At 47.1% G+C, this 22,536-nt stretch carries 15 protein-coding genes; 12 read left to right on the top strand and 3 right to left on the bottom strand.

The window, feature by feature from the left end:
• Position 1: 1 nt before the first annotated feature.
• The gene (locus BN3261_RS09670) at positions 2 to 340 is read right to left on the bottom strand and encodes an EamA family transporter (RefSeq protein WP_015527421.1); all 339 of its coding nucleotides are present in this window, start codon (positions 338 to 340) and stop codon (positions 2 to 4) included.
• Entirely contained in the window at positions 333 to 683 is a 351-nt protein-coding gene (locus tag BN3261_RS09665; RefSeq protein ID WP_015527420.1) for an EamA family transporter, read from the bottom strand. Before BN3261_RS09665 ends, BN3261_RS09670 begins: the two co-directional genes overlap by 8 nt.
• 168 nt (positions 684 to 851) lie before the next feature.
• Between BN3261_RS09665 and BN3261_RS09660 the strand changes: the two genes are divergently transcribed.
• From BN3261_RS09660 to BN3261_RS09610, 11 genes are all read left to right on the top strand, one after another.
• Positions 852 to 1,784 carry a glycosyltransferase family 2 protein gene (locus tag BN3261_RS09660; RefSeq protein ID WP_015527419.1) on the top strand — a complete coding sequence of 311 codons (933 nt, stop codon included), beginning with the start codon at positions 852 to 854 and terminating at the stop codon, positions 1,782 to 1,784.
• Positions 1,784 to 2,755 carry a hypothetical protein gene (locus BN3261_RS09655; protein ID WP_059086143.1) on the top strand — a complete coding sequence of 324 codons (972 nt, stop codon included), beginning with the start codon at positions 1,784 to 1,786 and terminating at the stop codon, positions 2,753 to 2,755. Before BN3261_RS09660 ends, BN3261_RS09655 begins: the two co-directional genes overlap by 1 nt.
• Complete coding sequence (locus BN3261_RS09650) at positions 2,752 to 4,044, top strand: ATP-grasp domain-containing protein (RefSeq protein WP_059086142.1); 1,293 nt, start codon at positions 2,752 to 2,754, stop codon at positions 4,042 to 4,044. The genes BN3261_RS09655 and BN3261_RS09650 overlap by 4 nt, the downstream gene beginning before the upstream one ends.
• 88 nt (positions 4,045 to 4,132) lie before the next feature.
• Positions 4,133 to 5,263, top strand: coding sequence for a dTDP-4-amino-4,6-dideoxygalactose transaminase (gene rffA / locus BN3261_RS09645; protein WP_021651902.1), 1,131 nt, complete (start codon positions 4,133 to 4,135; stop codon positions 5,261 to 5,263).
• Positions 5,264 to 5,281: 18 nt separating this feature from the next.
• Complete coding sequence (locus BN3261_RS09640; RefSeq protein WP_059086141.1) at positions 5,282 to 6,598, top strand: D-alanyl-D-alanine carboxypeptidase family protein; 1,317 nt, start codon at positions 5,282 to 5,284, stop codon at positions 6,596 to 6,598.
• 27 nt (positions 6,599 to 6,625) lie between these two features.
• Positions 6,626 to 7,183 (top strand): dTDP-4-dehydrorhamnose 3,5-epimerase, encoded by a 558-nt coding sequence (rfbC, locus tag BN3261_RS09635; protein WP_015527414.1) that lies wholly within the window; start codon positions 6,626 to 6,628, stop codon positions 7,181 to 7,183.
• A gap of 11 nt (positions 7,184 to 7,194) precedes the next feature.
• A complete protein-coding gene (locus BN3261_RS09630; protein ID WP_015527413.1) occupies positions 7,195 to 8,001 on the top strand; it encodes an ABC transporter permease in 807 nt (268 codons plus the stop codon).
• Between the two features lie 132 nt (positions 8,002 to 8,133).
• Entirely contained in the window at positions 8,134 to 9,456 is a 1,323-nt protein-coding gene (locus BN3261_RS09625; RefSeq protein ID WP_021651905.1) for an ABC transporter ATP-binding protein, read from the top strand.
• A 14-nt stretch (positions 9,457 to 9,470) separates the two neighbouring features.
• Positions 9,471 to 15,110, top strand: a complete 5,640-nt coding sequence (locus tag BN3261_RS09620) for a glycosyltransferase (RefSeq protein WP_059086140.1) — start codon at positions 9,471 to 9,473, stop codon at positions 15,108 to 15,110.
• Positions 15,086 to 17,533 (top strand): glycosyltransferase family 2 protein, encoded by a 2,448-nt coding sequence (locus tag BN3261_RS09615; protein WP_059086139.1) that lies wholly within the window; start codon positions 15,086 to 15,088, stop codon positions 17,531 to 17,533. Before BN3261_RS09620 ends, BN3261_RS09615 begins: the two co-directional genes overlap by 25 nt.
• Positions 17,534 to 17,544: 11 nt before the next feature.
• The gene (locus BN3261_RS09610; RefSeq protein WP_235812365.1) at positions 17,545 to 18,984 is read left to right on the top strand and encodes an ArnT family glycosyltransferase; all 1,440 of its coding nucleotides are present in this window, start codon (positions 17,545 to 17,547) and stop codon (positions 18,982 to 18,984) included.
• A gap of 109 nt (positions 18,985 to 19,093) precedes the next feature.
• On the opposite strand, the gene BN3261_RS09605 is transcribed toward BN3261_RS09610, so the two are convergent.
• On the bottom strand, positions 19,094 to 20,341 hold the full coding sequence (locus tag BN3261_RS09605) for a D-alanyl-D-alanine carboxypeptidase family protein (protein ID WP_059086138.1): 1,248 nt from the start codon (positions 20,339 to 20,341) through the stop codon (positions 19,094 to 19,096).
• A gap of 334 nt (positions 20,342 to 20,675) precedes the next feature.
• Here BN3261_RS09605 and BN3261_RS09600 point away from each other — a divergent pair, with 334 nt between their 5' ends.
• On the top strand, positions 20,676 to 22,535 hold the full coding sequence (locus BN3261_RS09600; RefSeq protein ID WP_021651910.1) for a glycosyltransferase family 2 protein: 1,860 nt from the start codon (positions 20,676 to 20,678) through the stop codon (positions 22,533 to 22,535).
• The last annotated feature ends 1 nt before the right edge of the window (position 22,536 follow it).

Here is a 22,536-nt window from a genome sequence, read left to right as displayed (position 1 = left end):
ATCATAAGGTATAAACAAGGATTCCCAGGATGATGATCAGATTTCCGATGATCTTTCCGCGGGAAATCTTTTCTTTCAGGATCCGCCAGGAAAACAGCAGGACAAAAACATAGGCGGCAGTATCGATCACCGGTCCGAATTTCATATCCACTTTGGTGTAGCACCAGGTATTCAGGAGTAACACTCCAAAAAAGATACCATAGGCCAAGATCACCCGCCAGTTCAGATATTCCCGGAGGGGATTTTTGTATTCCATATTGGCACTCTGCTTCAGAAGTACCTGGGAAATTGCCGAAAAAAAGGTTCCGGCCAGCATGATCAGCATAAATGTTCTATTCATATCTCTGCACCATCCAGACTCCGATCAGAACGATCAGGATGCCGATGATGTTCTGAAGCGAAAGATTTTCGTGAAAAATGATCACAGCCCATACCTGGGACCACAGAAGATAGACGCTTTTGTTGGCGTAGGCCGTGGAAAGGGAAAATTTTTTGATCACCTGCTGCCATGCAATGGCGTAGATCCCACAGTTTGCGATCATAAGAAAAAGAAATACATAGAGAAGAGGACTATGAAGCCCTTCTTTATTGTAATAAACCGATGCAAGCTTGGAAAAAACGCTGGTAAGAGAAAACAGCAGGATATTCAGATGAAGCTGAATATAATCTTTGATTTTTGTCATGTTTCCTCCATATCATAAATGCGATTATCATAGACTGATAATCAATATATATCATCCGGCAGGTTTATGCAAGAAAATGTTTGAACAATGTAATGGTTTACAACAGGAAATGAAAATGATAAGATTAAACGATAAGTGTCAATTGATACAAAAGAGAGGAAAAACGATATGTGTTTATATTCAGTGGTTGTTCCTGTATACAATTCAGAACATACGCTGCAGGAACTGTACACCCGTCTGGAAAAAGTATTCCGGGAAACGATAAAAGAAGAATTTGAACTGATCCTTGTAGATGACGGGTCCAGGGACCGGTCTTTTGCGGTTATGCAAGAACTCCGGGAAAAAGATCCCCGTGTCAAGATCATCCAGATGGCAAGGAATTTCGGACAGCATCCTGCGCTTCTGTGCGGATTTGCCCACGCAAAGGGAGAGTTCATCGTAACTATGGATGATGACCTTCAGCATCAGCCTGAGGAGCTCCCCAAAATGATCAATGTAATGAAGGAACGTGACGATGTGGATGTGATCATTGCAAGCTATGAAGGACGTAAGCATAATCTGATCCGGAAGCTGGGCACAAAGCTGTCTGTATGGGCAACTTCCAAAATGCTCGGCAAGGATCCGAACCTTCAGATCACCAGTTATCGACTGATCCGCCGTTTTCTGGTGGAAGCCATGCTGAAGACCAATACATATCTTCCGCAGATTGGAAATCTTCTGGTTTTAAGCTCCAACCGTATCATCAATGTTCCGGTGCAGCATGCAGCACGTGCATATGGAAAGAGCGGATATTCTTTTCGCCGCCTTGTGAAGGATCTCATCTATGATATTACTGCCCATACGGCATTTCCGTTGCTTATGGTGCGAAACATCGGCATTGCCAGTTTTCTGGTAAGCTTTTTACTGGGGATCTATTATCTGGTGAGGTATTTTCTGTGCGGGATCTCAGTGGAAGGCTGGACATCTCTGATGCTTGTGATGCTGGCATTTTTCGGACTGACATTGCTTTCGATCGGGATCATCGGTATTTATCTCATGAATATTCTCAATGAGGCCAAAAAGATGCCGCACTATGTGATCCGTCAGGAGGAGACAGACTGATGAAAAAAGAGATCGGTGGCTATCTGGAACTGGAAGAACCGGCGGGACAGGAATACTATCCGGATCTCTGCGGCGTGAATCTCGGAAGAACAGCGCTTTTGTGGCTGATGGAAGCACGCAGGTGCAAAAAGATCTACCTGCCATTTTTTCTCTGCGATTCCGTAACCGGTGCCTGTGAGAGGTCCGGGGCAGAAATCGAATTTTATCATATGGATGAAGGGTTGCATCCGGTTCTTGAGGAGAGAACGCTTCCGGAAGGAGAATATCTGTATCTGGTAAATTATTATGGCCAGCTTACCGATGATAAGATCCGGAAATATAAAAAAATCTATGGAAATATCATTGTGGATCATACGCATGCGTTTTTTCAGAAGCCGCTGCCGGGTGTGGACACTCTGTACTCCTGCAGAAAATTTCTCGGAGTCAGTGACGGAGCATATCTGTCTACCGATGCGGAACTGGAACCGGAAAAGAAGCCTCTGGACCATTCCATGGGAAGAATGGAGCATATTCTGGGACGTTATGAATATGATGCCGGAACCTTCTATCAGAAAATGCTGGATAATGCAGCAAATTATCATGAGATGGAGATCCGCCGAATGTCCCGTCTGACCGGAAACCTCCTCAGGACTATGGATTATTCCGGTATCAAAGCAAGAAGAGAACAGAACTACCGTCTGCTGTCGCAGCTTCTTCCTTCAAGGAATGCTTTTACAGGGGAGGTGCCGGAGGGACCGTTTGCCTATCCGTATTATCATAAGAACGGATTAGAGCTTCGACGCTGGCTGGCAGGCCGGAAGATTTTTGTGCCGACAAACTGGCGTAATATCTTGGAAGAATTTGACAGGGATACCATGGAATATGACTGGGCTGCCAATGTGCTGCCGCTTCCCTGTGACCAGAGATACGGGGCAGAAGAAATGCAGTATATCGCGGATTCCATAAGAGAATGGGAGGAAACGGAATCATGAAACACAGATTGCTGATACTGGGAACGTTGGGAGAATTTGAGCAGCTGGTGCAGAAGGCCCGCGAAAAAGGATACTACACCATTGTCTGCGACGGATATCCGGATGGTCCGGCAAGAAAATTTGCAGATGAGGCATTTCAGATCCCGGTAACAGATACGGAACGGATCGCCTGTCTCTGCCGAGAAAAAGAGATTGATGGGATCATCACATCCTTTTCCGACCTTCTTCTGGAATGTATGGTAAAGATCGCGGACCGGGCAGGAATCCCCTGTTATCTGAAACCGGAGCAGCTTCCCTGGTATCGTGATAAATCAGCGACCAGAGCACTGCTTACTGAACTGGGACTTCCCACTCCGGGCTTTCGAAAAATCCCGATCGCATATTTTAAAGACAGGTCCAAAAGAACTCAGCTGAAAGAGCTGCTTGAGGGACTTCGCTATCCGGTGGTCAGCAAGCCACTGGATAAATACGGCTCCCGCGGGATCTATATATCCGAAGATCTGGAGGAGCTGATAAACGGGGCAGAAAAAACAGCAGGATTTTCTGATATGCCGGAGATTTTGGTGGAAGAATATAACGATGGCTATGAATTCAATATGATGACCTGGGTGCGGCATGGAAAAGTCCATGTGATCAGTATTGCAGACCGTGAAAAGACATTTGTTGCCAAAGGTGAGATCCCCATCAGCACAAGAAATGTGTATCCTTCCAGATTATTGTCAAAAGTTGAAAAGCCTGCCACAGAACTTCTTCAGGCATATGCGGACAGAACCGGTCAGAAAGACGGAGCCCTTTCCATGCAGTTTTTCTGGAAGCCAGGAGAAGGTATCCAGGTCTGCGAGATCGCCGCACGATTTTTCGGATATGAGCATGAATTGACCGATATGGTCTATGGATTTAATATGGAAGAGCTTCTTCTTGCATCTCTCTATGATCCGGATAAGCTGAAAAAAATGCTTGCAGAACACGATGTTCATAAACCACAGTGCTGTGGAGCTGTCATTTATTTTCAGGGAAGGCTTCTTACCATCGAAGATCAGTCTGCGGCAGTCCGGCTGGGAGAGAAAGAACAGGTGGAAAAGCCCTGGATCTTTTATCAGGAAGGAGAGAAGGTCATTGAGCATGGCCCTAATCCGTATCTGGCATTATATTATGTAAAAACAGAGAATCGTAAGGAAATGGATCTTCTCACAGAAGAGTTTTATGAGGAAATGCATATTCTGGATCCCAACGGCCAGGAGGTGGCATACCATAATCAGATCCCGGATTATGCACCGGCAGAAAAATAGGCATTGAATTTACAACATGAGTGTGAGAAAATGGAATGTGCAGTTAATGTAGAAAAACCATGAAGAATAAGAAATAAAGAGGAAATACATGATTGATTTTAACAGACCTGCGTTTACAGGTAAGGAATTTGAGTACATCCGTGACGCAGTAGAACGGGGAATGCTCTGCGGCGACGGGATCTACACGAAGAAATGTTCTGCATGGATGGAAGAGCGCTTTCATGTGGGTCATGTGATGCTGACAACCTCCTGTACCCATGCACTGGAGATGGCTGCTTTTCTGGCAGATATCCAGCCTGGCGATGAGGTGATCATGCCGTCTTATACTTTTGTATCAACGGCAGATGCATTTGTGCTTCGCGGTGCAAGGATCGTATTTGTGGATATCCGGCCGGATACCATGAATATTGACGAGAAGCTGATCGAACAGGCGATCACAGATAAGACCCGCGCGATCGTTCCGGTCCATTATGCAGGAGTAGCCTGCGAGATGGATACGATCATGGAGATTGCCGGAAGACATGATCTGAAGGTAGTGGAAGACGCGGCCCAGGGTGTGGATGCCTACTATAAGGGAAAAGCCCTTGGTACTATTGGAGATTTTGGCTGCTACAGCTTCCATGAAACTAAGAACTATACCATGGGAGAGGGCGGTGCGATCCTGTTCAACGGGGAGCAGTACCTGGAGAAGGCAGAGATCCTGAGAGAAAAAGGAACGGACCGCAGTAAGTTTTTCCGTGGTCAGGTAGATAAATATCGCTGGATGGATTATGGATCATCCTATCTTCCGAGCGAATTGAATGCGGCATATCTTTATGCCCAGCTGGAGCAGCATAAGAAGATCAGCGATAAGCGGATGCAGATCTATGATTTTTACAATGAGAACCTCAGGTTTCTGGCGGAGGAAGGAAAGATCCAGCAGCCTTATGTACCGGAAGAATGCACACATAATGCACATATGTACTACATTAAGGTACATGATATCCAGGTACGCACAAGGCTTCTGAAATATCTCCGCGAAAAGGATATCTGCAGTGTGTTCCATTATGTACCCCTTCATTCCGCACCGGCAGGAAAAAAATTCGGAAGATTTTCCGGAGAAGATGTTTATACTACAAAAGAAAGCGAGCGTCTTATGCGACTGCCCATGTTCTATAATCTGGATATGGAGGATGCGAAGAGAGTTGTGGATGCGATTGCTTCCTTTGACGGGTTTTAACAGAAGAAGGGGAGAGCTATGAAAAAAACAAAAAAATTACTGGCAGTTTTCGCAGCAGTCAGTGTGGCGTTGATGCTGCCGTTACAGACCATGGCTGCAGTGGATCTGAATGCGAAATATGATATCAGCACCAACCAGATCCAGGGATGGCCGGCAGGACCGGATATTACCTCAGATACCGGTATCCTGATGGATGCAGACACAGGAGTTGTTCTTTATAACAAGGGCGGAGATGAACAGAGATATCCGGCCAGCATTACCAAGATCATGACCTTGCTGGTGGCAGTGGAGAACTCCACCATGGATGAGAAGGTGACCTTTACAGAGACCGGGGTGCGTAATGTTACGGCAGATTCCAGTAATATCGGCACAAAGGTGGGCGAAGTCCTGACTATGGAGGATTGTCTTCATGCTCTGATCATCCAGTCTGCCAATGACGTTGCGGCACAGATCGCAGAGCATATCGGCGGGACAGAGCAGGCATTTATCGATATGATGAACCAGCGCGCCAGTGAGATCGGATGTACCAATACACATTTTGCAAATTCCAGCGGACTTCCGGATGATAATCATTATTCTTCAGCACGGGATATGGCGCTGATCTTCCGAGAAGGCCTGAAAAATGAAACATTCCGTACGGTCGTGGGCACACCGGACTATATCATCCAGCCTACAAATATGAACAGCCAGCAGAGGATCCTGCATACCCATCATCCTATGTTTGCACCGGAAAGCGGATTTTACTATGAAGGCTGCATTGGTGGAAAAACCGGAACTACCGTTGCGGCAGGGCATACACTTGTCACAGGAGTGACCAGAGATAATACCACATATATTGCAGTGACTATGCGTGGAACAGAGCTTTCCAATTCCTGTATGGACAGTACAGCTATGTTTAATTACGCATTTGAGAATTTCACAAAAACAGAAGTAAATGGCGGCTATGTATTCCTTCCAAAAGGGGTGGAGCTGAATTCCCTTACCGAGAAGTCAGAGAATACCAATGGGAAAACAGAAACCGGTTACTATTTCGGAGATTATCTGATCGGTACCGCAAGTGTTGCACAGGCAACTGATACACCGGTACCGGAACCGACCGCTGCGGCAGAGGACAGCCAGGAAGCGGACAGCTCCGAAGCGGAAGCTTCCACAGAATCAGCAGGGGAAGATAACAGCAAAACAACAGAGAAGAGTACAGCCGGAGAGGACTCCAGCGAAAAAAAGAGCATTCCTGCCCTGCGTAAGATCCTTCTTATGATCATGGTAGCGATGATCCTGATCCTGATCGCCCTTCTTGCGGCTCTCAGAATAAAAGAAAAGAAACATCACAAATAAATCAAAACAGAAAAGGAGAAAGAAAAAATGGGAAAAATAAAAGTAACACAGTGCGGAGATATTGAAGGACTGAAAGTGATCGAGCCAACTGTATTTGGTGATTCCAGAGGATATTTCATGGAAACATACAATTATAACGATTTCAAGGAAGCAGGCATTGATGTGGAATTCGTTCAGGACAATCAGTCCAGCTCCCGTTACGGTGTTCTCCGCGGACTTCATTTCCAGATCAGCTATCCTCAGGATAAGCTGGTACGTGTGGTAAACGGAGAAGTGTTTGATGTTGCGGTTGACCTTCGTGAAGGCTCCAAGACCTTTGGAAAATGGTATGGTGTAGTCCTTTCCGCAGAAAACAAGAAACAGTTCTTTATTCCTAAGGGATTTGCTCATGGCTTCCTGGTACTTTCCGAGAATGCAGAGTTCACTTACAAGTGCTCTGATTTCTATCATCCAAACGATGAGGGCGGACTGATCTGGAATGACAAGGACATTAACGTTGAGTGGCCGATCCCGGAAGGCATGGAGCTTATTTTCTCCGACAAGGACCAGAAGTGGGGAAGCTTCGAGGAATATAAGAATCGATAAGGAATTGCAGAATGAAGAAAATATTAGCTTTGCCGGCGGAACTGTACCAGAATCGAAAGCTGGTTTTAAGCCTTGCAAAAAATGATTTCAAAACAAAATATGCAGGATCCTATCTTGGTATTGTCTGGGCATTTATCCAGCCTATCGTAACGATCCTGGTCTACTGGTTTGTATTTTCCGTAGGACTGAAGGCCGGAACGGTATCGGATTACCCTTTTGTACTCTATCTGGTATCCGGTATCGTGCCGTGGTTTTTCTTCCAGGATGCATTAAACGGTGGAACCAATGCCCTGATCGAATACAATTATCTTGTGAAGAAGGTTGTATTCAAGATCAGCATCCTTCCCATCGTAAAGATCATCTCCGCACTTTTCGTGCATGTTTTCTTTGTGGCCTTTGCACTGATCTTATGTGCATGCTACGGATATACACCAAGCCTTTATACACTGCAGATCATTTATTACTCTGTCTGCACCTTCCTTTTTGTACTGGGACTTGTGTATGCTACAAGTGCGATCGTCATTTTTTTCCGTGATCTGACCCAGATCATCAGTATTTTTCTTCAGGTGGGTGTATGGCTTACACCGATCATGTGGGATATCAATATGCTTTCTTCACATCCATGGCTGATCAAGCTGTTTAAGCTGAATCCGATGTACTATGTAGTTACGGGCTACCGTGATTCCATGCTTGGTCATATCGGAATCTGGAACCATGCTTCATGGACGATCTATTTCTGGGTAGTTACGATCCTGCTTTTCGGACTGGGATCTGTGATATTCAAACGTCTGAAGCCGCATTTTGCAGATGTGCTTTAATTGAATGCGGATGGCGGATATCCGCCTGATCCGGACCGGACAGTTCCCATGGGGGATTTGCTCTGTAAGGATAAAAAGCAGAACGGCGGCAGATTGTGAGAGTGAACGATTTACACAAAAGTGAGGTTGAAAATGGCAGAAGATATTGCGATTTCAGTAAATGATGTCAGTAAGATGTACAAGCTTTACGATAATCCTATGGATCGTCTTAAGGAGTCCCTGGGATTATCCAGAAAAAAGAAATATAAAGAGCATTATGCGCTCAACCATGTATCCTTTCAGGTGCATAAGGGAGAAACAGTGGGAATTATCGGAACAAATGGTTCCGGTAAATCCACGATCCTGAAGATCATCACCGGCGTACTTTCGCCTACGGCCGGAGAAATAGCCGTAAACGGAAGGATCTCAGCGCTTCTGGAGCTGGGAGCCGGATTTAACGGAGAATATTCCGGACTTGAAAATGTATATCTCAACGGAAGCATGATCGGTTTTTCCAGGGAAGAGATCGATGCCAAGCTGCAGTCTATTCTGGATTTTGCAGATATCGGTGATTTTATCTATCAGCCGGTAAAAACATACTCCAGTGGTATGTTCGTGCGTCTGGCTTTTGCGGTAGCTATCAATATCGATCCGGAGATCCTGATCGTTGATGAGGCTCTTTCCGTAGGAGATGTATTTTTTCAGGCAAAATGTTACCGAAAATTCGAAGAGTTCAAGGAAATGGGGAAGACCATTCTGTTTGTAAGCCATGACCTGAGCAGCATCGGAAAATACTGTGACCGTGTTGTGCTTCTAAACAAAGGTGAGAAGCTTGCAGAGGGTGGTGCCAAGGAGATGGTCAATCTTTACCGTCGTGTGCTGGTCAATCAGTATGACGATGCAGATCTGGAAGAAAACACAGACGATGCAGAAGAGGGACAGACGACGGAGAACCAGGCAGCCGGAGCAGACGTTTCACTGAAAGCACATACCGGAAGCGGTAAAGCTATGAAGGACAGCCTGAACCTGAATCCCAAGGTCCTGGAATACGGCAGTAAGCTTGGCGAGATCGTGGATTTTGCCATCCGGGATGATACAGGAATGATCACCAATGTGATCGAAAAAGGCAAGGAATTTTCCGTTCAGATGAAAGTGAAGTTCCAGGCAGATGTCAGTGATCCGATCTTTGCATTTACCCTGAAAGATCTGAAAGGCACCGAGATCACAGGAACCAATACCATGTATGAACATACGCCTCTGAAACCGCAGAAGGCAGGCGATGTCCGTGAGATCACCTTCAAACAGGTGATGCCTCTGGAGGCAGGGGAATATATGCTGTGTCTGGGCTGCACCGGATATAAAGACGGCGATTTTACCGTATTTCATCGTCTTTACGATGTGTGTAACCTGACCGTGATCACAGATAAGAAAGCAGTGGGATATTTTGATCTGTTTTCCAAAGTATCTGTGAAATAAGTGGAGGAACGACTATGGCGGAGTTGAATTTAGATTATTATACGGCGAAGGATCATTATTCCGATGGGGATATCGAGGAAACACTTCTGAAAATGGCACAGGAAGGCAAATCTTTTGAAGACCTGCCGGAGGAAGAGGTGAGTTTTCCAATGGTCTACCATTTTTCAGGGCTGCGGGAGAATATCTTAAGCTGGTATCCTCTGAAAAAGGCGGATTCCGTTCTGGAGATCGGAGCCGGATGCGGAGCCATTACCGGAATGCTTTGCCGCAAGGCCGGTCATGTGACTTCCGTGGAGCTTTCCAAACGTCGGGCAGATATCAATTATGCGAGAAACAGGGATAAGGAAAATCTGACGATCATGGTTGGAAACCTGAATGACATGACTTTTCCGGAAAAATTCGACTATGTGGTAGTAAACGGTGTGCTGGAGTATGCCATGAGCTTTACCGAGGGAAAAACTCCTTACGAGACATTTCTTCAGCGTATGGGCGCTTATCTGAAGCCGGAGGGAAGACTTCTGATCGCCATTGAGAACAGACTGGGATTGAAGTACTTTGCCGGAGCACCGGAGGATCACACAGATCTTCATTTTTTCGGGATCAATGGATATCCGGGAAATCAGTCTGTGCGCACCTTTTCCAAGAATGAACTGGGAGAGCTGCTGGAAAACAGCGGCTTTCCTTTTCTGCGCTTTTACTACCCGTATCCGGATTATAAATTTCCGACAGAGATTTTTACAGATGAGAGCCTTTATACCAATTCCTACGGAAGAAGCTATCCTGTATACACAGATAAGACAGCAGATCTTTTTGCAGAAAGTGAAGGCGTAAAGGCCTTCGAAAAAGAGAAGATCCTGGACAGCTTTGTGAATTCTTTTCTTGTGGAGGCAGGACGTACCGAGAATCAGGACCCGGAGGAAATCCTTTATGTGAAGCTGAACCAGGAGCGAAAAGAAAAGTTCCGTCTTCTGACCAGAATCGTCCGGGAGAACGGAGAGGTCCGTGCGGAAAAAGAGGCTATGGTGCCCCAGGCTGAGGAATTTGTGGAAAAACTGGAAAAAACCGGAACAGAGAGTACCGGATCCGATAAATACAAGAATCTTCCCTGCAGGGCAGAAAACGGAAAGATCTCTTATCCGCTCCTTACTGGAAAAACTCTTCACCAGGAAATCGCAGAGCTTGCCCAGAAAGAAGATCTTGAAGAGATCAAGGCCCTTCTTAAAAAATTCTATCAGGAATTTTTCGGGGCTCGTCAGATTGTGGATTACAGGACCGGAGAGTTCCGCGAGGTATTTGGTGATCATCCGGGAAGAGAGGATTACGAATGTGTCTGCCCGGCCAATGTGGACCTGATCTGCAGCAACATCTTTATGGGAGAAAAGGAAAATCAGATCATAGATTATGAGTGGATGTTTGATTTCCCTGTGCCTGTGAATTTTATCATGTGGCGCCTGATCCATGAACTGTATACACATGTTTCTGAGCTGCCGCGGTTATGTCATGAGGATGAGATGATGGCGGAGTTTGATATCAGCTATACAGACTATGAGATATTTATGGATTGGACCATGCATTTCGTCTATGAGTATGTGGGCTGTGGTTCCCTGATCCCGTTTGAACAGAAAAAGGTGCCGGTTTCCGTAACAGAGCTGGTGAACAGAGAAAGAGAAAAGCACCAGATGCACAGCAAGCTGTACTATGATCTTGGTGAGGGATTCTGTGAAGAGCATACACTTTATGCAGAGGGAAAACTTTCCGGAAACCGTTTCCGGGTAGAGTTTGCGCTTTCCGGTATCAAAGGAATACGAAATCTCCGCTGGAATCCTGCAAACGGTCATTTCCTGAAAGTGAGGATAGAGCGTCTGGATTGCGGATGCAGTGCGGAGCTTGTGCCTCAGGGTGTCCATATGAAGGTGGATAACAGTACCACTGCGTTTTTTACCACCGATGGCTTTTATCTTATCGATGTTACGCACCCGGAAAATGTGGACAGGATCGTAATAGAGGGAAAACTTGACTGCCTTGAGCTTCCGGATGTGGAAAAGCTTCTGGCCTTTGAAAAAGAGCGTGAAGTACGAAGAGAACAGGAGCGTGTCAGAAAAGAGGCTGAACGTGCCGCAAAGCAGGCTGCAGAGGAAGCAGCACGTGCGCAGGAGGAGGCCCTTCGTCATCCAGGCAAAAAAGCGCAGGTAAAGAGACTGGTCAAAAAGGTTCTTCGTTATCATACAGAGCCGGCAGCAGTGATGGGAGTGGAGACAACTCCTACCTGTATGGGCAGTGTTGATTTCTTCCATTATGAGAATGGCACCTTAAATGCCATTGGCTGGGCCTTTGATCCGACGTTTGCGTCTATGGGACAGCCAAGGATCGCATTTTATCAGGGAACACAGAAGCTTCAGGAGGCTTCCTGTACTACAATCTACCGTACGGATGTGGCTAATGCCATTGGAAATCCGGATGCGGAAAGTGCCGGATTTTCTTTCCTAGCAACGGTTCTTGCGCCGGCAGAGACTTCTGTTTTCCTGGAATACGGAACCGCAGCGGATACCGGAAGATTCCTTATCGGAAAGATCCCGGGAACCAGGGATCAGAAAGAGCTTCTGGTATACGCGATCGAAGATCCGAAGAGTATCGGAAATCTCCGTCATTTCAAACAGCGTCATATACGCAGTGCGAGAAAGGCATATCCACAGGCAGTCTATCAGCAGAAGGTAGATGTGATCGTGCCGGTTTACAACGGATTGGAGTATTTTGATGCCCTGTTTTCCGGAATTGAAAAGACGAAGGTTCCTTATCGTCTGATCATCGTAAATGACAAGAGTCCGGATCCTGAGGTAGGAAACTATCTGGAAAAATATGCCGCAGAGCATGACAATGTGGTACTTCTGAATAATGAGACCAATATGGGCTTTCTTCCGTCTGTAAACCGTGGATTAAAGATGGCGGAAAATCATGTGGCTCTTGTAAATACAGATGTGGAGGTTCCGGAAGAGTGGCTGGAGCGCCTGATGCTTCCGATCTTTGCAAAGGAAAACATTGCAACCACTACACCGTTTACCACCTGCGGAACCATCTGCAGCTTCCCGGATTTCTGCCGGGATAACAAACTGTTTGAGGGAATGCCGCTGTGGGAGATCGATGATGAATTCCGCATGATCCGTCCGCAGTATCCGGCTATGCCTACCGGTGTGGGCTTCTGCATGGGTATGAACCTGAAAGCGATCCAGGAGGTTGGCCTTCTGGATGAGGAGAATTTCGGAAAAGGCTACGGTGAGGAGAATGACTGGTGCCAGCGTGCCATAGCTGCAGGCTATGAGAACGTGCATGTGGATAACCTGTTTGTATATCACAAGCATGGTGGAAGCTTCCCGTCTGAGGAAAAGCAGAGACTCCTGAAAGAGCACAGTGAGGCGCTGCTCCGCAAGCATCCGGATTACAACAAGGATACTGCGGATTACTGCAGAAGAGACCCGCTTCGTCCAGTAAGACTCTACGTGGAAATGAAGCTTCTCAACAGGAAGCTGGATGTGCCTACCATTGTGGCCTTTGACCATGATCTTGGCGGCGGCGCAACGGCTTATCTTGTGGAAAAAAGACGTCTGGCTCTGCGGGAAGGATACCGTTTTGTGACCATCCGCTATAATATCGTAAGCAATCGTTTTTACTTTACGTATCAGTATAAGCAGTATGAGATGGAATTTTTTGCAAATGATCTGGAAACTGCCCTTGGTGAGCTGATGCGTGTGGATGAGATCTGGATTAACGAGCTTGTGACCTATCAGAATATTTACGGAACCCTGGAACGTATCCTGCGTCTTAAGAGAGAGCAGGGTGCGAAGCTCCTTATGCTTCTTCATGATTTCTTTGCCCTTTGCCCGGCAGTGAATCTGATTGATGCAGAAGGAAAATATTGTGGTGTTCCATCCTGTGAGGTCTGCGATAAATGTATTCCGGATAACCGCAGCAATGCCTGCACAGAATACGGAACCGGAACGCTCTGGCGTACAAAATTCCGGGAATTTCTGTCAAACTGTGATGAGATCCGTGCATTTTCCGATGATACGGCAAGGCTGTTCAAGCGTGCTTATCCGGATGTATACAATCTCCATGTGATCCCGCATGCACCCCATTACCTTCCGGCAGTGAAAAAAAATAAAAAAACCACAGAGACCTTTAACATTGGTCTTATCGGCGTACTCTGCTACAAAAAAGGCCTGGAGGTTGTGAAGGCGCTTGCAGGATATATCGAAGAGAATGAACTGAATATCCGTCTGAGACTGATCGGTACTTCCGACGAAGAGATCGAAAGTCCGGTATTTTCCCAGACAGGAAGATATACAAGAGAGGAGATCCCAAGACTTACCCTGGAGCAGGATATTGATATGTTCCTGATCCCGTCCGTATGGCCGGAGACATTCTCCTACACAACCTCGGAGATCATTTCCATGGGATTTCCGGTAGCGGTACTTCCGGTAGGTGCACCTGTAGAACGTGTGAAACGCTATGCCAAGGGCCTTGTTCTGAAAGATGAGAAGCCGGAGAATATTGTGGAAGAGATGATTTCTCTGTGGAAAACTCTCGGCGAAAGTGAGCTCCCTGTGGAAAAACGCAGGCTTCTTTTTGTAGGAGAGGAGATTTCCTTTGCCTCCAGATATCGTGTGGAGCATTTCCGGGAGCAGCTGATCCTTAAAGGCTATGCATCGAAGTTTATCCAGATAGATCAGGCAGAGCAGGAAAAGATCGAGGAATATACAGCGATCGTGATGTACCGCTGCAGCAAGCTGATGGAAGCAGAACTGCTTGCCAACCGGGCGAAAGCAGCCGGAATCCCTGTTTACTATGATGTGGATGACCTAGTATTTAATTACGAAAAAATTTCCGGGCTGCATTTCCTGAAGGGAAGCGAGTACAGTGACTTCCGCACAACTACAGACCGTATCCGCGGATGTATGGGATTCTGCGACGGATATTTTACATCTACGGAGACACTGGCAGGAGAGATCCGGGAAGAATTTCCGGAAAAACCGGTGGTGATCAACCGCAACTGTATGAGTATGGAGATGGAGATCCTGTCTCACGAGGCTGTGGAGCAGACAGACAAGGCTAAAGACCGGATCTATATCGGATATTTAAGTGGTTCCAAAACCCATGATCAGGATTTTGCCCAGGTGGAGGCAGCACTTCTGGAGGTGATGGAGCGCCACCCGGAGGTTTACCTGAAGTTGGTGGGTGTGCTGGATGAATCCGGAATGGAGCCGGTGCAGAACCGCATCGAGAAGCTTCCGTTTATGGACTGGAGACAGCTGCCTGCCGTGATCGCAGGACTTGATATCAATCTGATGCCGCTAGAGAACAGCCTGTTCCACTGGTGCAAATCCGAGAATAAGTGGACAGAGGCTGCCCTTGTAAAGGTTCCGAGTGTCATGAGCCGTAACTGTGAGATGGAATACGTGGTCGAAAACGGAAAAGATGGCTGGATGTGCACCACAAAAGAAGAGTGGGTCAATGCCCTGGAAGCTCTGGTTACTGATGAGAAGGCCAGAAAAGCCATGGGTGAGGCCGCACATCAGAAGGTTATGGAACATTACCTTACAGTAAATACCGGAAAGGATGCAATGGAGGAATTGTTATGCAGCGAGAGCTATACGAAGTAGAAAAGGACAGGTTTGACCTGAAGGACAGTTCTCTGTATCACCTTCAGGGAACCTGGCCGAAGGATCATAAGCCGGAAGCCGTTCTTGACGGGGAAAAGCTTCCGGCAGCCATCAGTGCCCAGGAGCGTGTCAGCGCCCTGGAGCGCTTTAAGGATCTGGATCTGGTAAACGGAGAACGTGTGCAGATGGAAATCTGCCTGCCGGATCTGGAGGGCAAAAAGAAGCTTGTTGTTTATGCGGTAAAGGGTGAAAAACGTATCCGGTGGTTTTCTGTTCCTGCAGCACAGCTTTACAGGAAACAGGGAAAACCGCAGTACTTTATTGAGAGCATCGAGGTGGAAGCCGGGGAAAAGATCTGCCGTGTCCGTGGCTGGGCAGCCTTTAACAGCCCCCTGACCATACGCCTGGAGGATCGCAGCCGGAAGGAAATCCCCTGCGAGATCACCAGACTGAAACGTGTGGATGTACAGAATCAGTACCAGGAAACAGAGATCGATGAGAAGAGCGGTTTTTTCTTTGAATTCCATTATGACAGTGTGAAGGAATTCTACATTGTATTTGAGGCAGGCAATGTGCGGACGCTTCGTCTGGTACATCTGCAGCCACAGAAGCGCCTTGCGGAGAAAGCTGCGGTATATTTCCGTAAGGGAAGCCGTTACATGAAGCTTCACGGGGCAGCAGCCCTTACCGGAAAGGTATTTGGAAAGGTGCTGGACCGTAAAAACCGTCCGGTGGATTATTCCAAATGGATTGTGAAGCATCTGCCGGACAAGGCAGAGCTTGCAGAAGAAAGAAAAACGAAATTTTCCAGGAATCCAAAATTCAGTATTGTGATCCCGCTTTACAAAACACCGGAAAAATATCTCCAGCAGCTGGTAGATTCCATAGAAGCCCAGACCTACGGGAACTGGGAACTCTGTCTTTCCGACGGAAGCGGAGCAGATTCTCCTCTTACCGATTATCTGAACAGGCTGGAAAAAAGTGATGACAGGATCCGTGTGATTCGCAACGACCAGGCACTTCAGATCGCAGAGAATACCAATGCGGCCATGAAAGCGGCAACAGGAGATTATATCGTATTTGCAGATCATGATGATGAGCTGACGCCGGACGCTCTGTTCCGGTGTGTGAAAGCGCTGAATGAGGATCCGGAGCTTAAGGTTCTGTATTCCGATGAAGATAAGATGTCCATGGACGGGCACAAATTCTTTCAACCGCATTTCAAACCGGACTTCAATATTGATCTTTTGTGTACAGTAAACTACATCTGTCATCTTTTTGTCGTAAAAAAAGAGATCGTGGATCAGATCGGAATGCTGAAAAAGGAATTTGACGGTGCACAGGATTATGATTTTGTGTTCCGCTGTGTGGAAGCTGCGGGAAGAGAGCAGATCCATCATATCCCCAGGATCCTTTATCACTGGAGATGCCATGAGGATTCCACAGCAGAGAATCCGGAAAGCAAGATGTATGCCTTTGATGCAGGAGCACGTGCCATCAAGGCTCATTATGACAGGCTCGGAGTTCCGGTGGAAATCGAAAAGGGTGAATATCTTGGACTTTACCGTACAAAATTCCTCTGGGAGGAAAAACCGCTGATCTCCATCATCATCCCAAACAAGGATCACATCGATGATCTGAAGAGATGTATTGATTCCATCGAAGAAAAGGCAACTTACCGCAATTATGAGTATGTGATCGTGGAGAATAACAGTACGGAGGATGAGACCTTTGCTTACTATAAAGAGCTGGAAGCATCCAATCCGAAAGCCCATGTGGTGTACTGGGATGGTATTTTCAACTATTCTGCCATCAATAATTTCGGAGCTGCTCATGCTAAGGGTGACTATCTGCTTCTTCTCAACAATGATACGGAGATCATCAGCCCGGACTGTCTGGAGCAGCTTTTGGGATACTGTATGAGACCGGATGTGGGAGCTGTAGGAGCGCGGCTCTATTATGAGGATGATACCGTGCAGCATGCAGGAGTAGTCGTTGGCTTCGGCGGTATTGCGGGACACTGCTTTGTGCAGCAGAAGAGAGACGCTACCGGATACTGCCACAGGATCATCTGTGCCCAGGATTACAGCGCTGTAACCGCAGCCTGCATGATGGTGAAGCGTGAGGCCTTTGATAAGGTTCACGGATTAAGTGAGGAATTTCAGGTTGCCTTTAATGACATAGATTTTTGCCTTCGTCTGGGAAAAGCCGGATATCTGGTTGTATACAATCCTTATGCGGAGCTTTATCACTATGAATCCAAATCCAGAGGTCTTGAGGATACACCGGAGAAGGTGGCAAGATTTAACCGCGAGATCGCTTCCTTTGAGAAGCACTGGCCGGAGATCCTCCGTGACGGAGATCCTTACTATAATCCGAACCTTACACTGGAGAGCCAGGATTTCTCTCTGAAGCGGATATAGGAGGTTATATTTTGGAAAAGAAAAAAATCTGGAAGGATGAGAGAGTTCAGGCAGGGGTTCTTGTCCTGGCAGCATTTCTGCTCCTGACTGCATGGGCGTTTATGCAGCCCCTGGGGGCAGGCCCCGATGAAAAAATGCGCTACATGGTGGCACAGTATCTTCATGAGCATCCGGGAAAGCTGCCTCTTGGAGATGAGCCAACCATCCGTGATGCGACATGGGGGATTTCCTATGCCTATTATCCGATCCTTTCCTATATGGTATCTGCTGTATTTATGGGGATCGCAGGTTTGTTCCATGCATCTGCAGACGGATTACTCCATGCGGCGAGGATGGCAGATGTGCTCTTTGTGACTGGAGCGGTATATTTTGTGGTGAAAGCATCCGGAAAGCTTTTTCCGAAAGAGGGAAGATGGCTGTTTGCCGCACTGGCAGGCTTTATGCCGCAGGCATTGTTTCTGGGAACTTATGTAAACACGGATTCCCTGGCGCTTTTATCCATGGCGATGATCCTGTATTCCTGGTCCTGTTATCTGGAAGCGAGAGACTGGAGCTTCAGAAATTCGATCCTTCTGGCTGTTGGAATGGCAGTCTGTGCACTGTCCTACTATAATGCCTACGGATGGATCTTATGCAGCTTCCTGTTTTTCTGCCTGACAGTCCTTCTGTGCAGGGAAGAGCCGGTAAAACAGAGAGTTGCATTTCTGCTCCGGAGAGGGATCGTGATCGCGGCAGTAACCTTTGCCTTATGCGACTGGTGGTTTATACGAAATGCCGTTCTCTATGACGGAGATCTTATCGGAAGAAAAGCCTGTGCACAGTGTGCGGAAAAATATGCGGCTGTTGATTACAGACCGTCCAGATACCCTACACCGGAGAAGCTGAACTGGTCATGGAAGGATATCCTTCTGTATCAGGACCCGGGCTGGCAGCATAACTGGCTGCTGACAGTTCTGGTAAGCTTTATCGGAACCTTTGGCCTGATGCAGATCTATATGCCTTATAGTGTGAGCAAGGCATATTTCCTGTTCTTTGGAATGGGTGGGATCGGTATTTTGACCATGCTGGGAATATTTTATCCGAAGAAACGTACTGTGGTAAAAGAACGAAAAGCAGCAGGAAGTGAAAAGCTGAAGATAAAAACAATAACCGTGTACGATAAATGGGACAGAAAAGGGATCTTTCATCTGCTGCTGATCCTTCTGATCCTGATCCCTGTGGGTCTGTTTATGTATTATGTATATTATAGTGACAACCAGGCACAGGGACGTTATATCATGCCGGCACTGTATCCGGCCATGTATTTTGTGACAGCCGGCTGGAATCGTCTGCTTGAGCGTTTTGTAAAAAAGGAAAATATCAGAATGTGGATATACCGGGTCCTGACAGCACTTCTGGCTGCTTCGCCGTTTTTATGCTATATCTTCCTGGTAGTTCCGTTTTATGGCTGACACCCCGATGGGTGAGATGGCAGAAAAAAATCCCTTCTATGTATCCGGATATGACCGGTACATAGGAGGGATTTTTTAATTCTGAAGTATATCCGCCTGGGGACCAAGATCAGGAACGGATGATCCGGATCATGCGCCACAGCAGAAGGATCAGGAGCAGGATGCCCACACCGCCAATGGCAAAATACGGGATCTGGGATCTGGATTCGGAATAAGCTTTTGCAGAATCCATGTTTTCATCATTTTCCAGTACATCGGAGGAGCTTTCCTGGGAGGGATCCTCGACAACTGCAGTTCCCACCTGAGTTCCGCCAAAGGAATAGGTGCGTAAGATCTGACCATCAGATTCCGTATCTTCCGTAGTCAGGTCGTCTGCGGTCGCGCCGGATGGAACCATTACAGTGCCGCCGGACAGGATGTGAAAATCATCCTCGCTGAGATCCAGAAGCTGGAAATTGGAAAAACCGTAATCCAGAAGTGAGATCGCTTCGTTGGCTGTCTGACCGGTCGCTCCGTTCATGACTACTGCGATCAGAGTAGTACCGTTTCGCTGTGCAGATGTGACAAGAACGCTTCCGGAAGCAGTGGTGGTACTTTCACGACCGCCGATACATCCTTCATAATAGGAAGCGGATGCAGGATCTGTCATGGTAAAAGAGCTTGTCAGGTTACGGGTACCGCCGGAAACATTGGTAGCTGGGATCGTATAGGAGGTGGCTCCGGAGATGGTGCGGAAGCTGTCATTACGGATAGCCGCCTGCATGATCAGAGCCAGATCATGTGCTGTGGTATGCTGGTTGTCATCCGGGAGACCGGTAGGATTGGTGAATACCGTATTGGTACATCCTAGCTCCTTGGCACGGTCGTTCATTTTCTGGACAAAGGCATCTACAGATCCACCGATCTGTTCTGCAACCTGGAGTGCAATGTCATTGGCAGAGGCCAGCATCAGAGCGTAAAGGCACTGCTCCATGGTAAATACCTCTCCGAGCTGTGAGGAAATATGAGCGCCTCCGTCTGTAACACCGGATACGCCGGTTTCTGTCATGGTAACCTGATCGTCAAGCTGGCTGTTCTCCAGTGCCAGAAGACAGGTCATGATCTTAACTGCGCCGGCCGGAGAAAGCGTGGTGTCCATATCCTTGGCATAGAGGATCGTATCGGAAGTATCTTCCATGATCACGGCAGATGCGGAAGTGATCTCAGGCCCCTGAGGCCATCCGCTGATCCCATTGGTGGTAATACCGGAGGATACAGCAACAGCGGTTTCTTCTGTGGCGAAAACTGGAGTCTGGAACACCATGGAAGCGGAGATCCCAATAGCCAGAAGCGCTGTGGTTATTCTTGATTTTTTCATGATAAATGGTACTCCTGTATAAAAAATAATTCTTATGTAAGCAATACATACGTAAGCTCAGTATAACACATTTCCTCTCTTCCTTGCAAAAAAAATGATGGAATGGTAAAATATGTTCATCAAACTGGTTACTGTTCACTCCGTTCTCAGTAACACGCTTCGCGATGCACAGAATTTATGCTAATCGCATAAATTCACGCGGTATGTCTCGGGTTTTCTGTGACCTTCGCTCACAAAAAACACCTCGCGGAATATTGCCAGTGAACAGTAACTCAAACTGTTACTAAAAACAGAGTGAACAGTAACATCAAACTGAGTAATACGGAGATAATATATGAGTAAAGATGATTCTACAGGAAAGATCCAATGGGACAGACTTATAAAGAAGCTTTCCCCCTATACAGTACAGAAGGGCTTAAGATACCTGAAGCATTATGGCCTGAAAGAGTTCTGGATCCGGCTTCATGAGCGTTTTGAACCGGAAGAGGTTCCTTACGGACCATGGTATGAGGCATACAGACCTGACGAGGAAACACTGGAGAAGCAGCGGAAACGCAAATTTCCGGATGGGCCGCTGATCAGCATTGTGGTACCTGCATATCTGACACCGGAGCGTTTTTTAAGACAGATGCTGGACTCTCTCCTTGCACAGACATATGAGAACTGGGAGCTGTGTCTGGCAAACGGAAGTCCGGAGGATCCAGACATGCAGACTGTGCTGAGATCCTATGCAGAGATGGACAGGAGGATCCGCTATCAGGATCTGAAAGAGAATCTTGGCATTGCAGAAAATACAAACGCGGCTTTTGCCATGGCAGAGGGTGATTTTATCGCACTTCTGGATCATGATGATCTGCTGGCACCTAATGCATTGTATGAGATCGCGGCGGCACTGGAGGAGCATCCAGAGGCGGATGTGATCTATACAGATGAGGATAAGGTCACGACAGATCTTTCTGAACATTTTCAGCCCCATCTGAAACCGGACTTTAACCTGGATCTTTTAAGATCCAATAATTATATCTGCCATTTTCTGGTGGTAAGACGTTCCGTAGTGCAGACAGTGGGCGGATTCCGCCGGGAATTTGACGGCGCCCAGGATTATGATTTCATTTTCCGCTGTGTGGAGCAGGCCAGGGAAGTGGTCCATGTACCGGAGATCCTTTATCACTGGAGGACCCACAAATCCTCCACAGCAGATAATCCGGCAAGCAAGATGTATGCTTTTGAAGCCGGCAGACGTGCCATTGAGGGGAATCTCAAACGGACCGGAACTCCGGGAACCGTGGAGCATACTCCGGATTTTGGATTTTACCGTGTGAAGTATCCGGTGCAGGGAGAACCTCTGGTTTCTGTTATCATTCCGAACCGTGAGGAGAAAGAAACGCTTCAGGCCTGCGTGGAATCCATTTTTGAAAAAACTGCCTACAAAAATTACGAGATCATCATTGTGGAGAATAACAGCAGCTCCGAAGAGATCTTCCGGTATTACAGAAAGCTTTCGGAGGATCCCAGGGTCCATCTGATCCGCTGGAAAAAAGGCTTCAACTATTCTGCCATCAACAATTTCGGGGTGCGCCATGCCAAAGGAGATTACCTGCTTTTCCTGAATAATGACGTAAAGGTCATCGATCCGGACTGGATGTCAGAGATGCTGAGCGTGTGCCAGCGTAAGGAAACAGGTGCAGTTGGCGTCAAGCTGATCTATCCGGACAACACCATTCAGCATGCAGGCTGTGTGGTGGGAATGGGCGGAATTGCCGGGAACATGTTTGTGAATATGCCGGCAGAGCGTACTGGATATCTCCATAAGGCCTCTCTTTTGCAGGATATGAGCTGTGTGACTGCAGCATGTATGATGATGAAGAAGGAAGTTTTTCTGGAGGCAGGAGGCTTTACGGAAGAGCTTGCAGTTGCGTTTAATGATGTGGATCTCTGTCTGAAGGTGCGAAGCCACGGCCATCTGATCGTCTATGATCCGTATGTGAAGCTCTATCATTACGAATCCAAGTCAAGAGGCACTGAGGACAGCGAGGAAAAGGTCCGCCGTTTCCAGACGGAGATCGAATACATGCGCTGTCACTGGCTGGATATCCTGAAAAAAGGAGATCCATACTATAACAAAAATCTTTCTTTAACCAAATGGAATTATTCCCTGAAGCCCCTTCCGGGAATGGGAAAGAAGAAGGGATAAA

The organism is Blautia massiliensis (ex Durand et al. 2017), assembly GCF_001487165.1.
Lineage (GTDB): Bacteria > Bacillota > Clostridia > Lachnospirales > Lachnospiraceae > Blautia_A > Blautia_A fusiformis.
Note: the sequence above shows the minus strand (reverse complement) of the source record. Positions and strands in the feature narration are given on the sequence as shown.